Below are 14,201 nucleotides of genomic sequence, written 5' to 3' on the forward strand. Positions count from 1 at the left end.
CTTGAGCCTTGGAGTGGGTGTGTAGCGCGTGTGACTGTCCGCAGGAATCCCGGCACGGATCGCGCGCAACCCATCGTCTTCACGCCCAAACAAACCCACGCATCAAGCCGCCAGCACGCTCTCCCACCGTACGGCATGACACCGCAGTTGCCGTCCGCCGACATGACTCACGGCCGGCACATCCACGCGGCATTCTTCCCGGGCCATGGCGCAACGCGGATGAAACGTGCATCCCGGCGGTGGTGATATCGGGTTTGGCACTTCGCCCCCCATCGGCTCGCGATCGCGTCTGGGATCATCCAGGTCGGGAATCGTATCCAACAACATCTGCGTGTACGGATGTTGCGGGGATTCGAAGAGTTGATCCGCTGGCGCCTGCTCGACTATTCGGCCCAGATACATGACGGCAACGCTATCCGACACGTGGCGAACCACTGACAGGTTGTGGCTGATGAACACATACGTCAGCCCGAACTCCTGCTGCAAGTCGCCCATCAGATTCAGGATCTGCGCCTGCACCGATACATCGAGCGCCGAGGTCGGCTCGTCGCACACCAGGAACTCCGCCTCGGTCGCAAGCGCGCGGGCGATCGAGATGCGCTGCCGCTGGCCGCCCGAGAACTCGTGTGGAAACCGGCCGGCGTCGCTGGCGGACAGGCCCACCAGTTCCAGCAGTTCGTCTACCCGGCGCCGCGTGTCCTCGGCGGTGGCGCGCAAGCCCAATGTGATGATGGGTTCGGCCACAATGTTGCCTACCCGCCAGCGCGGGTTCAGGCTGGCATAGGGATCTTGAAAGATCATCTGCGGATGCAGCACGCCGCCCTTGCGGTTGCGGCCGTACTGCAAGGCGCCGCGCGTGGGCGCGACCAAACCCACCAGCAGCTTGGCCAGCGTGGATTTTCCGCAACCCGATTCGCCCACGATGCTCAGGGTGGTGCCGCGAGGCACCGCCAGCGACACGCCATCCACGGCCTTCAGCGTTTGTTCGGGTTGGCGTGACAAGGTGCGTTCCAGCCAGGGCGGCGACACATCAAACCAGCAGGCCAGGTCATCGGCCCGCAGCAGCACATCATCGTTACGCGGCATGAGCGACTCCTTCTTGATGCAGCCAGCATGCGCTGACGGTCGCGCCTGATGGCGACGCCGCCAACGGCGGCCGCGTCTGGGCGCAGCGCGGTCCGGCGTGTACGCAGCGGGGATGGAAAGCACAGCCGTCCGGCATCGCATGCAGACGCGGCATGGAACCGTCGATCTGGTTGAGCCTGGCCGCGCGTTGCCGCAAGCCTGGAATAGCGTTCATCAGGCCTTGGGTATAGGGATGGCCGGGGCGGCGCAACACTTCCAGCACCGGGCCGATCTCAACAATCCGGCCGGCATACATGACGGCCACTCGGTCGGCGGTTTCTGCGATGACGCCCATGTCGTGCGTCACCAGCAGCACCGAGGTGCCCTGCTCTCTGCACAGGCGGCGCAAGAGCGCGGTGATCTGCGCCTGCACGGATACGTCGAGCGCCGTCGTGGGTTCGTCGGCGATGATCAGCGCAGGCCGCGCCGCCAAGGCCAGCGCGATCACAACGCGCTGGCGCATGCCGCCTGAAAACTGGTGCGGGTAGTGGTCGATGCGCTTGTCGGCGGCAGGAATACCTACGGCCAGCAGCAGCTCCAGCGCCCTTGCCCGAGCAGCCGTTGCGGACACTTTGTCGTGATGGCGGATCGTCTCAACCAGCTGATCGCCCACCGTGAACAGCGGATGCAGACTGGTCAGCGGGTCCTGGAAGATCGCGCCGATCTCTCTCCCGCGCAGGCGCTGGCGCGCCTTGGCCGGCAGGTTGTCGATGCGGCGTCCGTTCAAATGAATCTCGCCGCTGCCCAGCCGGCCCGGCGGTTCCAGCAGGCCGATCACCGCCATCCCGGTCAGCGACTTGCCCGCGCCCGATTCCCCGACCATGCCCAGGATCTCGCCAGGCTGGATGTCAAAACTGATGTCACGCGTGGCCACCAGAATGCCGTGGCGAGTGGGAAACTCCACGGACAGTCCGCGCACGGACAAGGTCGGCGTTGGGGCTGAGGTTGCGGACGAAGACGCGCTTGGCGCCGCTTGCGGCGGCCGCGTGTTGGGTACGATTGCCATCATGTCGGGCTCCTTGCGGGACGCGGATAGCTTGAAGAGAAAATCTGGTCGGCTGGCGGGTGGCCCCAGGTGCGGTCGGGATAGCGCGCGGCCAGACCGTCGAACTGCGCCTGCGCCTGACTCTGTGCCAGACGCGCGTCGAAACCGGGGATGTGTCCGTCCACCATCACAAACCGGCCATCGATGATCACCTGCGACACATCGCGTCCGCTGCCGCTGACCATCAGCGTCTGAATCGGGTCGATCATCTGGCCGTTACGGTCATGCGAAAAATCGAAGACAACAATGTCGGCTTTCGCGCCCACGGCGAGCCGGCCCAGGTCAGGCCGCCCCAGCGCATCGGCGCCGCCTATCGTGGCGGCATCGTAGTAGTCCTCGGACCGAACCGCCTCGGTGGACCCTTCCGCCACGCGGCACAGCATCATGCCCACCTGCATGTTCAACACCATATCTGGCGGCCAGGTGTCGGTACCCATGCCGATGTTGACGCCCATCTTGCGGTAGCGCGCAAAGGATTCCAGGGTGGCGCCGTGCCGCCCCGACACCAGCGGACAGTGGACGATGCTGGCACCCGCATCGCGGATGATTTCCATGTCGCGCCCCGGCCGGTCTATATGGCGCGACCCCGACACATAGGTGCCGTGGGGCAGCAAGGCGCGCTCGGACAAAAAGTCCAGGCTTTGCAGCCATTCCGGCGGGCTCATTCCGTGTTGCTCCAGCACCAGGTCGTATTCCAGGCGCGACTGGCAACAGTGCAGGCGAATGGGAATATCGCGTTCACGTGCGGCGGCGGCTGATGTCCGCAACAGTCCAGGCGTGCAGGTCTCGATACGGTCGGGCGACAGCATGGCGCGCACCCGGCCGTCATGGCGGCCTTCGATCTCGTCGCAAAAGGCGATAGCCTGAGCCAGCCCGGCCATGCCGCGCGCCTCGTCGTAATGGCAGCGGATCTTGCCGTCCGCGTCCACATAGGTATGGCCGCTGCGGTAAGCCGGCCCCAGATAGACACGCAAACCCAATTCGCCAGCGGCATTGGCGGCGGACAGGAATTCTTCACGGGTCTCGCCCCACACCCGATAGAACAACGACGCAATCGGCAGCGCCGTCGTGATGCCATTTCTGATCAGTTGCGCAAAGGCGTAGCGCTTCTGGAATGCCAGTTCGGCGGCCGTGTACATTTCGTACGGCCCCTGCTTCATGTAGGTCTCGGGCCAGATTCTGCCTTTCTGCCAGGCAGGAGAGTTATCGAAGCCCAGAATGGTCGTATCCAGATCAGACAGCGCGTCCAGGTCCACAAACCCGGGTCCAATCACTGCCCGCCCGTAATCATGGCGGCGCGCAACGGGCCCCGGATAGCCGTGACCAACATAAATGATGCGGTCGCCGTCAAAGACGACTTCACCGTTTTCATACAGGCAATGCCGTCCATTTTCATGGCCGACCACCCAGCGGGCAGTCAGCAAAATGGGGCCGGGGGCGGCGCGGCCGCTGGCGTTCTGCTCTTCTGCGGCGCGCATCAGGGCGCCTCTGCCAGTGCCCGGCCATCACGGGCGACAACGCGGCCACGCTTTACCACCAGCTTGCGCACCGGCCGTGACACGATCGCTTCGGCTACCGTCTCAGCATCGACCAGCAAAAAGTCGGCGTGACAGCCCGGCGTCAGGCCATAGTCTTCCAGCTTCATGACGCGCGCGTTACCGTACGTGGCAACGTCCAGCGCCAGCGCCAGTTCATCGTCGCGGCGGAAGTTGTTTCGCAGGCCCACCAGCATCGTGCGTTCCAGCATGTCGGGCTTGCCATAAGGACCCCACGTGTCGCGCATGCCATCGTTGCCAGTGCAGATCGACACGCCCGCAGCTCGCAGCCGCGCCACGTTGGGCACCGGCCTGGATGCCGAACCCGTGGTCATGATGTGTATGCCCGCCTGCAACAGCCCATCGGTCAGCGCGTCGACCGCTTGCGTGTCAGGCATGCCCAGACAGAACGAGTGCGACAACGTCACCTTGCCCTGCATGCCCAGCGCCAGCACGCGGTCTATCGTCATCTGCATCGAAAATGCGCCCAGCTCGCCGGCCTCGTGCAGATGGATGTCTATCGGTTTTCCGTGTTTGCTTGCCAGGGCAAAGATGGCGTCCAGATGGCCTTTGGGGTCCCGGTCCATGCCGGCGGGGTCCAGCCCGCCAACAACGTCCGCGCCCATGCGCAGCGCTTCGTCCATCAGTTCCAGCGTGCCCGGGCGGATCAGCAGGCCGCTTTGCGGAAACGCGACGATCTCCACATCGATCTGGTCGCGGTACTGTTCGCGTGCGCGCATCACGCCTTCAATGGCGCCCAGGCCTATGTCGGTGTCTACATCCACGTGGCTGCGGATATGGCTGGTGCCATCCGCAATCGACATCACCAGCTGACGCGCGGACTGGCGGTATGGATCGATGTCCAGGCGCTTTTTTTCGGCGCGCTCGTTTTCGATCTTGTCGATCAACCGCGGCCCGACTTCGTTGCGATACCAGGGCATGCCGTACAGGGTTTTATCCAGATGCGCATGGGCGTCGATCAGGCCGGGCAGCATCAGCGCGCCACCGCCTTCCACCACGGTTGCGCCTGCGGGCGCCGCGACGCCCAGCGCCTGGATACGCCCATCGCGTACCAGCACCGAGGTCAATTCGCCGCCGGCCGGGCGGACTTGGGTATACAGCGTTGCGTTTTCCATCGTTCTACTCGTATCGGAATGCGCTTCAGCGCAGACGGGGGTTCAGGGCATCGCGCAGCCAGTCGCCCAGCAGATTCACCACCAGCACGATCAGGCTCAGATACAGGGCGGGAAACACCACCACCCACCACTGACCCGAAAACAGAAACTGGTTGCCCAGGCGGATCAAGGTGCCCAGCGACGGCTCGGTGGGCGGCATGCCCACCCCCAGAAAACTCAGCGTGGCTTCAATCAGAATGGCCAGCCCCAGATTCAGGGTCGCGGTCACCATGACGGGGGTCAGCGTATTAGGCAGAATGTGCGTCAGCATGATGCGCATCGAACTGACGCGTATCAGGCGCGCCGCCTGCACGTATTCCTTGCCGCGTTCCACCAGCGCCGACGCCCGCACCGTGCGCGCGTACTGCACCCAGTTCGTCATCGAAATGGCCAGAATCAGAATCACCGAGGACAGCGTCTCCCGCATGCCGGGCGGCAACAGCTGCCGGAATACCGCTGTCACCAGAATGGCCACAAGAATGGTCGGAATGCTGAGTAGGGTGTCGCCCACGCGCATCAATGCGTTGTCTACCCAGCCACCGAAATACCCGGCCGCCAAGCCCACCATCAGGCCGATCGCCAACGACAACACCACCGTGGCCAACCCGATCACGAGCGACATGCGTGACCCATACAAAATGGCTGACCACACGTCGCGCCCTTGCGTGTCCGTACCCAGCAGGAACTGCGGGTCGGACCCGGCCTCCCAACGAGGCGGGAGTTCGGCATTAAGCAGATCCAGCTGCGCCAGATCGTAGGGATTTTGCGGCGCGATCCATGGCGCAAACACCGCCAGCAACACAACCACAATCAACACCACGCCCGCGCCCATCGCCACGGGGTCCTGCCGCAAGCTCCACCACAGATCGCTTTGCAGAAACCGCGACATCCGGCTTTGTGCGCCGCCAGAAAAAGGTTTAGTGAGCATTGGCGCCTCCTTTGACATGCTGGCTGCGCAGACGCGGGTCCACCACGCCATACATCATGTCCACCAACGTGTTGAGCGTCACGAAAATGAAAGACACGATCACCAGGTACGCGGCCATGACGGGAATGTCCACGAACATGACCGATTGAATGAACAGCAAGCCCATGCCCGGCCACTGGAAGACGGTTTCGGTGATCAGCGCGAACGCAATCAGGTTGCCGATCTGCATCCCCGTGACCGTGATCACGGGCATCAGACAGTTGCGCAGCGCCAGCCGGAAGTGCACCACCCGGTCAGGCAAGCCGCGGGCACGCGCAAACTTGATGAATTCGGTGCGCAGCGTTTCCAGCATCTCGGCCCGCACCAGCCGCATGATCAGCGTGATCTGAAATAGCGCCAGCGTGATCGAGGGCAGTACCAGCGCGGCGCGGCCAGACGGCGTCAACAGGCCGGTGGACCAGCCGCCAATATTTACCGTTTCCCCACGCCCAAACCCCGGCAGCCAGCCCAGTTGCACGGAAAAAATCAGGATCAGCATGATGCCCACCACAAAGCTGGGCAGCGAGATGCCCAGAATGGACACGAACTGCAACGCCTGCGCCACGCGCGATTTGCGATAGATGGCGGTCAGCACGCCCAAGGGCACGCCGATGATCAGCGACAACAGCGTGGCCATCATGACCAATTCAAACGTTGCCGGAAAGCGCTCGGCCACCAGCGCAAACACGTCTTGCTGATTACGGTAGGAAATACCGAACTCGCCTTGCGCTGCGTTCGTCACGAAATGCACGAACTGCATCCCCACCGACGCATTCAAGCCCAGCCGTTCGCGCAACTCATCGCGCTGCGTTTGCGAGGCCTGCTCGTTGAGCATCATGTCGACGGGATCGCCGACGAAACGGAATATCACGAACGCCAGCAACGCCACAGCCAGCATGACGCCAACCGCGTTGAAGACCCGTCTAACAATGAACGCCAGCATGGGCGGCTCCCTTCAGTCCTGAATTCGGAACAGGAACGGGACGCCCGCGACGGGCCCCGCGTTCCCCGAAAAACCCGCCAGCATTACTGCATGCGCACGTTCCACAACCGCGCCTTGTTGTCCGGCATTTGCAGCACTTCGCCGACTTTGCTCCCCACCGCCCAGGCCATGGGCTGCTGGTGCAGCGGCAGAAAGCGCACATCGTCATGCAAGGTCTGCAAGACCTCGGCCATCATCTGGACACGCTTGGGGCGATCCATCTCGGCCGCAGCCGCGTCGATCTTGGCGTCCAGCGCCGCATCGCCCCACTGCCCCCAGTTGAAGACGCCGGCAGGTCCCGTGCGGCTGTGCATCACTTGCAGGAGGATCGACAGCGCATCAATCTGCGGCTCGTTGGCCCAGCCGTGGATGGTGATGTCGAACTCGCCGCGCGAGCGCTTCGGGTTCTGCAAAGAGCGCGGGCCGCTGGCCAGCGATGCCTTGACACCGATGCGCGCCCACATCGACGCGGCCGCCTGGCACAGCTCTTCTTCGTTGACGAACATATCGTTGGAACACAGCAGCGACAGCGTGAACCCATCGGGATATCCGGCATCCGCCAGCAGCTTCTTGGCTCGCGCCGCATCGAAAGGCAGGCGCTCTTCCTGCTTGGGTTCGTAGCCGGGAATAGACGGCGCCACCAGCGCGCCCGTGGTGCGCGACAGCCCGCGCATCACGCGCTTTTGCAGCAGGTCCGGCGACAGCGCCATGTACAGCGCCTGCCGCACGCGCAAATCCTTCAGCGGATTCTTGTCGGTAATGTTCGAGCCGACCAGCTTGTCACCCAGGTTGAAGCCAAAGTACAGCGTGCGCAATTCCGTCGCCGCCAGTACTTTTACGTTAGGCGCGGCACGCAGCCGGTCCAGATCCTGCAAGGGCGCGTTTTCGGTGAAATTGATATCGCCAGACAACAACGCGGCCACGCGAGTCGGCGCCGAAGCGATCGGCGTGAATTCGATGCGGTCCAGGTTGTGGCGGGGCTTATCCCACCAATCCGGGTTCACCACCAGCACGGTGCGCGTGTCAGGGCGATAGGACTCCACCTTGAACGGGCCGGTGCCGTTGGCGTTGTGCGTGGCGTAGCCTTCGATCTTCTTGGCGGCGTCCGTGGGTTTGGTGCTGTTGTTATCAACCAGCCATTGGCGATTGAAGATGAAGATATTGGTCAGGTCATTCAGCATCAACGGGTACGGATGCGTCATTTCGATGTCGACCGTGTAGTCGTCCACCTTGCGCACTGATTTGAAGGCGGGCAGATTGCCCTTGAGCGGTGAGGCATCGTCCGACACGCGAGTCATGGACGCCACCACATCGTCCGCCGTGAATGGCGCGCCGTTATGGAACTTCACGCCGTGGCGCAGCCGGAACCGTAACACCGTGGGCGAGGTGTTCTCCCAGGATTCGGCCAGCGCAGGCGTGATGTTGAACTTGTCGTCGTAGCGGATCAGCGCTTCATAGACGTGGTTCAGAAACGCCAGATTGAACGTGCTGCCGTACGAATACGGGTCCAGCGAATCCAGGTCGCGCGCGGCGCCCCACTTCAGCGTGTTGGCGGCAGAGGCGCCGCTGATGGCTGACAGCGCGATCACCGCGCCGGCGGTCCATTTGAGTAAAGTCTTCATGGCTGCAACTCTCCCTTGTCTGTTGATCTGAAATACCGTTTGTTTGGATGCCGCCGTCAGATCGCGACGGACTGGCGCTGCGCCCGGTCCAGCGTTGCCAGCGCCTGCACCTGAGCCAGGGCGGCGCGATAGGAATCGATGATGGGCACGGCGGGCAGCCGGGGCAGGCTGGGCAGATACCCCGCCAGCGCGGCGCCAGCCACAATCAACACATCGGCGCCCTGCTCCACCGCAGCGTCCAGCGCGTGGCTGACGCGCGCAGCCGACTCGGGCGAGCGCGACACGTAGTCCAGCGCATTGCCGGGCAAGGAAATAATCGCGGCGCAACGGGATTCCAGTCCCAGCTGGCGTATTTGTTCGCGCAACATGCCGGGCCAGCGCTGGCCCACCGTCACGATGGCGTAGCGGTCGCCGCGCTGCATTGCCGTCAGGATGGAGGCTTCAGCCATGCCCACGACAGGCACCGTCAGGCGTTCGCGCACGGCGCCAATACCGGGTTCGCCAAAACAGGCAAGCAGACAGGCGTCGAATGGCAGCGCCGCCTGGGCGACTTCATGTTCCACCGTTGCCAATACGGCATGCGCAGCAATCGCGGCTTCTGCGCGGCTGGCGATATAGGCGGGTCCGAAGGCGGCAGTTACGGCGTGAACGTGCGCGGCGCCCCCAAAAAAACTGCGCGCCTGCGCCGCCAGGCTGCCGGTCAATTCAGAGGTGGTGTTGCCGTTCACCACCAACAGGCGATAGGGCAACAAGGCGGGCCGATCCACAGTGACGGCGTCGGACATAGCAGACATAAGACAAACCTCGATTGGTTTGTATACGATCACAAAATACAAATTCGCTGCGAATCGCTGATTTTGTATAAATTCTTGTATACGATTTATGTCGCCAATTTACGCCGATAAGACGGACCATCAAGCTATCGATAACCCTTATCGTGCGGTGTAGTATGCTTGCCAACAGCCCGCAAAGGTACGCTGGCCGCAGTCGCCAGACGATTCCTACACAATGAAAACGGGCAAGCACAGGAGCGAAAAAGAAGATGAAATCCCTAGCGCCGCCGGCCGATGAGCCCGCCAAGAAGGACACGAATCGCACTGAAATCGTATACAAAAACTTACGCCGAGCCATCATTGAGCAAGCTCTTCTGCCGGGAGACAAGCTGCCTGAAGACGTGATCGGCGAACGTTTCGGCGTCAGCCGCACGATCGTGCGTGGCGTGCTTACGCGCTTGTTCAGCGAAGGCTTGGTGGATTTGCGGCCCAACCGCGGCGCAGCGGTGGCCCGGCCCAGCCTGGAAGAGGCGCACGACATCTTCGAGGCCCGCCGCTGCCTGGAGCGCGATGTGGCGCGCCGGCTGCTGCAACACATCACCGAGGCCGGCCTCAGCCGGCTGGCGCAACATGTGGCGCAAGAGGAAGAGGCGCGCCAGCGCAACAGCACCAATGAATCCATCCGGCTGTCAGGCGAATTTCATATCCTGATGGCCGAGCTGTCGGGCAATGCGGTGTATGCGCGCTACGTGAACGAGATTGTGTCGCGGTGCTCGCTGATTCTGGCCCTTTATGGGCGGCCGCATTCAAGCGAATGCGCGGTCAGCGAACATATGGAGATTGTGCAAGGGCTGCGCGCACGCGACGAAAAGCACGTGCTGCATCTGCTGGAGCACCACCTGGAGTCGGTGACGGCGCGCGCGCTGTTGAGCACGGATGGTTCGGGCGTGCGGGATATCCGCAAGATCCTGGATCGTTACGGCACGTAGCACCAGGCCCGCCCGATAGGCGCACCTGCCCCGCCGAATGAAAAAGCGCCCGATCGGGGCGCTTTTTCGTTCATGAGGCCTAAATTTCGCGTTCTTCCGTCTTGAGGTTGTTGTCGCGGGCGAAATCCACCACAAACTTGTACGCCAGCGGTTCCAGCTCGCGTAAACGCAAGTCGACCACAACCCCGCGCACACCGTCGATCACGACGGGCAGCACATAGGGCGAATAAGTGAGGTGGTTACCAGCACTGCCGGCGGGCCGGAACTGTGCCATTACGCCAGCGAGCCGCTCCGCCCAATCGCTGGGGCGGAATCGGCTACCGCTTTCGGTAACGCCATGAATTACGAATTGTCTGACGCGAGTTGCCATGAGTTCTTCACTACAGCGCGCCTTTCACGAAAGCCGGATCTTCGGCGTGATCAAACATGCGCCCTGCGCCGCGAATTGTATATGATTGATCCTTTGCCCTCTTCCAAAAGGCGATTCGCCCCTGAATTTCCGTCTGAACGGGCGCCGGCTGGAGCAACAGCCAGGGCAAAAACAAGGGCTCGCGCAAGAGCCGCCGTATTTGAAATCATCCCAGGAGGATCCGTCATGACCTCGCCTCTGGCCAATATCTATGCCCGCCTGCCGGTAGCGTTCACGCACGGCCAGGGCGTCTGGCTGTGGGATGCGAACGGACGGAAATACCTGGACGCGCTGGCGGGCATCGGCGTTTCTTGCCTGGGCCACGCGCACCCGAAGCTTGTGGCCGCCATCAGTGAGCAGGCCGCGCGCATCATTCACACGTCGAATATCTACGAAGTGCCGCAACAAACGGCGCTTGCCGCACGCCTGACGGCGCTGTCCGGCATGCAGGAAGTCGCGTTCAACAACAGCGGCTCGGAAGCCAACGAGGCAGCCATCAAGCTGGCCCGCTATTACGCCTACCAGCGCGGCAACCAGCACGCCCACATCATCACCATGGATTCGTCCTGGCATGGCCGCACCTTGGCCACGCTGGCGGCCACGGGCAGCGACAAGGCGCGCAAGGGCTTCGGCCCTCTACCCAGCGGCTTCATTCAGGTGCCCTACAACAACCTGGATGCCGTGCGCGCCGCCGGCGACGCTGAACCGCGCACCACGGCGGTGCTGCTGGAAGTGCTGCAGGGCGAAGGCGGTATCCGCCCGTCGGATATTGCGTATCTGCAAGAAGTGCGCCGCCTGTGCACCGAGCGCGGCTGGCTGCTGATGATTGATGAAGTGCAATCCGGCGTTGGCCGCACGGGCAAGTGGTTCGCTCACCAATGGGCGGGCATCTTGCCCGACGTCATGACACTGGCCAAGGGCCTGGCTGGCGGCGTGCCAATCGGCGCGATGCTGGCCGCCGGCCCTGCCGCGGGCGTATTGACGCCGGGCACGCATGGCACCACCTTTGGCGGCGGTCCGCTGGTCTGCGCTGCCGGGCTGGCGGTGCTGGACACGCTGGAATCCGACAAATTGCTGGACAACGCCCACGCCGTGGGCAACTACCTGAAAGACACACTGGCCGGCGCCCTGGCTGACACTCCGGGCGTTACCGAGGTACGCGGCCGCGGTTTGATGCTGGGCATCGAACTGAACCGCCCTTGCGGCGTCCTGGCCTTGAACGCCTTGGAAGCCGGCCTGCTTATCAACGTCACGCGCGACCGCGTCATCCGCATGCTGCCGCCGCTGATACTGAACCGGCAAGAAGCCGATCAGATCGTCTCCATCCTGGTTCCGCTCATTCAACAGTTCCTGGCCGAAAAACCATAATCAACGTCCCGCCCGGGCCATAAGCCTGGCCGGGCCTAATGACCTGCGACATCACCATGACTCCTCCCACGACTCAAAACGGCCCGTTGCGGCATTTTCTTCAGTTCAAGGACTTCTCGCCCGCCGAGATCGCGTACGTGCTGGACCGCGCGCGCCTGATCAAGGAAAAATTCAAACGCTATGAACCCCATATGCCGCTGCATGACCGCACGCTGGCGATGGTGTTTGAAAAGGCCAGCACACGCACCCGCGTGTCGTTTGAAGCCGGCATGTACCAAATGGGCGGTTCGGTCATCAACCTGACCTCGAACGATTCCCAGTTGGGCCGCTCTGAACCCATCGAAGACACCGCGCGCGTGATCTCGCGCATGGTCGACATCGTCATGATCCGCACATTCGAGCAGACCCGCATCGAGCGCTTTGCGTCGCACTCGCGCGTGCCCGTGATCAACGGCCTGACCAACGAATTCCACCCCTGCCAGATCCTGGCGGACATCTTCACCTACATCGAGCACCGCGGCCCTATCGCCGGCAAGACGGTGGCCTGGGTGGGCGACGCCAACAACATGGCCTACACGTGGCTGCACGCCGCAGAAATGCTGGGCTTTACGCTGCATGTGTCCACCCCGGCGGGTTATGAGCTGGAAGCCGCGCGTATCGGCACGCCTTCGGCCAAGGTCTTGCGGCAGTTCAAGGACCCGATGCAAGCCTGCCAGGGCGCGCATCTGGTCACGACTGATGTCTGGACCAGCATGGGCTACGAAGCCGAAAACGAAGAGCGCCGCGCGGCGTTCGCCGACTGGTGCGTGGATGCCGAAATGATGGCAGCCGCTGACGCCGAAGCCGTCTTCATGCACTGCCTGCCCGCCCACCGCGGCGAAGAAGTCACGGGCGAAGTCATCGACGGCCCGCAAAGCGTGGTCTGGGACGAAGCCGAAAACCGTCTGCACGTGCAAAAAGCGCTGATGGAATTCCTGTTGCTGGGCCAGATCAAGTAAGCCGGTTCAGCATGAAAGAGGCCTGGATATCGCAAGATTCCAGGCCTTTTTACTAGATCAGGCGCTGCAAATTGAACTGAGCGCCACATACGCAAAAACCCGCGTCACAGTATTTTCTTGAACATCGTCCGTCGTGTATTGCGGAACGACGGGCGCACCCGGCTGCTCCAGTCGGTGGCGCGCACCGCGAGCCACGGCGGACTGCCGAATGTCTCTTGGGTGTGCAGGTCATAGCAGGCCAGATAACGCGGCGCCTCATCGCGGCATTCGTAGCGCATTGCACGCACCGTGCCGGGCACCGACGCCAAGCCCGGCAAATGTTCCTGGTCGTACCACGCGTTCAGATCGGCCTCGGCTTCCGGAGTCACATCGGTTTCAACGATGTAGTGCCAAGGCGCATCCTGACCCGCCGACGCCCCCGGCAAATCCAGCGTGCGATGCACCACCCGCGCATGCGCGCCAGGAAATTGCTCTGCCAAACGAGCCTGAATCTCGGGCAGCGCGGCGGCTGCGCCACGAAAATAGACGTAGGTGTCGTCACCTTCCAACGCCGCATACGCGTTGACCCGCAGGCCATCCAGCCCCTGCGTCAGACGCCGGGCCATATCGGCCGCGCGTGCTTCGTCAAAGCGTTCGCCCAGCGACACCAGCAATACCGTTTCCTGCATCGTCTTCTCCGATCAATGGCCGACGCGCAGCGCCACCAAAAAGCGCGACACCATGTTGTACGCGCCGACAGTTGCCGCCAGTTCCACCAGTTGCGCATCATCGTAGCGTGCGCGCAGCGGTGCAAATACTGCGTCGGGCACTTCGATGTCGCGCGTCATGGCGTCGGTCAACGCCAGCACATCGGCCTCGCCGGGCGCCAGCTCTGCCACGGCGTTGGGCGCGGGATGACCGCGCAACGCGTCGATCATGGTTTGAGGCATGCCGCCCGCCAAAGCGTGCGGCACATGCGCGTCGAATTCGTATGGCGCATTGTTCAGCGTGGCCACGCGCAAGATAATCAATTCGCGCAAGCGCGGCGACAATGACGTCTTCTGACGGATGGCGGTCAGCATGGCTTCCCAGCCTTCCACCACTGCCGGGCTGTTCAACAGAACCTGATACAAAGGCGATATCCGGCCGCGTGCGGCCGTGATGCGCGCTTCCACAGCGGCCAGTTCCTGGCGCGTGCCCGGTACGACGGGGGTCACTCGGCTTGCGCTCATGA

14 protein-coding genes are annotated in these 14,201 nt (G+C 62.8%); 3 read left to right on the forward strand and 11 right to left on the reverse strand.

Going from position 1 to position 14,201, the window contains the following annotated elements:
- Positions 1 to 102: 102 nt before the first annotated feature.
- The 8 genes from RAS12_RS12950 to RAS12_RS12985 all read right to left on the reverse strand — a co-directional run bounded on the left by RAS12_RS12950 (position 103) and on the right by RAS12_RS12985 (position 9,245).
- Positions 103 to 1,086: an ABC transporter ATP-binding protein gene (locus tag RAS12_RS12950; protein WP_306950149.1), complete on the reverse strand. Its 984-nt coding sequence runs from the start codon at positions 1,084 to 1,086 to the stop codon at positions 103 to 105.
- The gene (locus tag RAS12_RS12955) at positions 1,076 to 2,134 is read right to left on the reverse strand and encodes an ABC transporter ATP-binding protein (RefSeq protein WP_306950151.1); all 1,059 of its coding nucleotides are present in this window, start codon (positions 2,132 to 2,134) and stop codon (positions 1,076 to 1,078) included. The genes RAS12_RS12950 and RAS12_RS12955 overlap by 11 nt, the downstream gene beginning before the upstream one ends.
- On the reverse strand, positions 2,131 to 3,648 hold the full coding sequence (locus RAS12_RS12960; protein WP_306950153.1) for an amidohydrolase family protein: 1,518 nt from the start codon (positions 3,646 to 3,648) through the stop codon (positions 2,131 to 2,133). The genes RAS12_RS12955 and RAS12_RS12960 overlap by 4 nt, the downstream gene beginning before the upstream one ends.
- Positions 3,648 to 4,841 (reverse strand): amidohydrolase family protein, encoded by a 1,194-nt coding sequence (locus tag RAS12_RS12965; protein WP_306950155.1) that lies wholly within the window; start codon positions 4,839 to 4,841, stop codon positions 3,648 to 3,650. Before RAS12_RS12965 ends, RAS12_RS12960 begins: the two co-directional genes overlap by 1 nt.
- A 25-nt stretch (positions 4,842 to 4,866) precedes the next feature.
- Positions 4,867 to 5,808, reverse strand: coding sequence for an ABC transporter permease (locus tag RAS12_RS12970; RefSeq protein ID WP_306950157.1), 942 nt, complete (start codon positions 5,806 to 5,808; stop codon positions 4,867 to 4,869).
- On the reverse strand, positions 5,798 to 6,790 hold the full coding sequence (locus RAS12_RS12975; RefSeq protein ID WP_306950158.1) for an ABC transporter permease: 993 nt from the start codon (positions 6,788 to 6,790) through the stop codon (positions 5,798 to 5,800). Before RAS12_RS12975 ends, RAS12_RS12970 begins: the two co-directional genes overlap by 11 nt.
- Before the next feature lie 83 nt (positions 6,791 to 6,873).
- Positions 6,874 to 8,451 carry an ABC transporter substrate-binding protein gene (locus RAS12_RS12980; protein ID WP_306950159.1) on the reverse strand — a complete coding sequence of 526 codons (1,578 nt, stop codon included), beginning with the start codon at positions 8,449 to 8,451 and terminating at the stop codon, positions 6,874 to 6,876.
- Positions 8,452 to 8,507: 56 nt separating this feature from the next.
- Positions 8,508 to 9,245 (reverse strand): aspartate/glutamate racemase family protein, encoded by a 738-nt coding sequence (locus tag RAS12_RS12985; protein ID WP_306950160.1) that lies wholly within the window; start codon positions 9,243 to 9,245, stop codon positions 8,508 to 8,510.
- Positions 9,246 to 9,493: 248 nt separating this feature from the next.
- On the opposite strand from RAS12_RS12985, the gene RAS12_RS12990 reads away from it, so the two are divergent.
- Positions 9,494 to 10,213 (forward strand): GntR family transcriptional regulator, encoded by a 720-nt coding sequence (locus RAS12_RS12990; RefSeq protein WP_306950161.1) that lies wholly within the window; start codon positions 9,494 to 9,496, stop codon positions 10,211 to 10,213.
- Between the two features lie 79 nt (positions 10,214 to 10,292).
- On the opposite strand, the gene RAS12_RS12995 is transcribed toward RAS12_RS12990, so the two are convergent.
- Positions 10,293 to 10,583: a DUF3579 domain-containing protein gene (locus tag RAS12_RS12995; RefSeq protein ID WP_306950162.1), complete on the reverse strand. Its 291-nt coding sequence runs from the start codon at positions 10,581 to 10,583 to the stop codon at positions 10,293 to 10,295.
- A 225-nt stretch (positions 10,584 to 10,808) separates the two neighbouring features.
- Between RAS12_RS12995 and RAS12_RS13000 the strand changes: the two genes are divergently transcribed.
- Both RAS12_RS13000 and argF read left to right on the forward strand, forming a co-directional pair.
- The gene (locus RAS12_RS13000; RefSeq protein ID WP_306950163.1) at positions 10,809 to 11,990 is read left to right on the forward strand and encodes an aspartate aminotransferase family protein; all 1,182 of its coding nucleotides are present in this window, start codon (positions 10,809 to 10,811) and stop codon (positions 11,988 to 11,990) included.
- 56 nt (positions 11,991 to 12,046) lie between these two features.
- Positions 12,047 to 12,988, forward strand: coding sequence for an ornithine carbamoyltransferase (gene argF, locus RAS12_RS13005; protein ID WP_306950164.1), 942 nt, complete (start codon positions 12,047 to 12,049; stop codon positions 12,986 to 12,988).
- A gap of 104 nt (positions 12,989 to 13,092) precedes the next feature.
- Here the strand turns inward: argF and RAS12_RS13010 are convergent, their stop codons facing one another.
- Both RAS12_RS13010 and RAS12_RS13015 read right to left on the reverse strand, forming a co-directional pair.
- Entirely contained in the window at positions 13,093 to 13,656 is a 564-nt protein-coding gene (locus tag RAS12_RS13010) for a DUF4286 family protein (RefSeq protein WP_306950165.1), read from the reverse strand.
- Positions 13,657 to 13,668: 12 nt separating this feature from the next.
- Positions 13,669 to 14,199 (reverse strand): carboxymuconolactone decarboxylase family protein, encoded by a 531-nt coding sequence (locus tag RAS12_RS13015; protein WP_306950166.1) that lies wholly within the window; start codon positions 14,197 to 14,199, stop codon positions 13,669 to 13,671.
- Positions 14,200 to 14,201 lie beyond the last annotated feature (2 nt).

Source organism: Achromobacter seleniivolatilans (genome assembly GCF_030864005.1).
Taxonomy (GTDB): Bacteria; Pseudomonadota; Gammaproteobacteria; order Burkholderiales; family Burkholderiaceae_B; genus Achromobacter; species Achromobacter seleniivolatilans.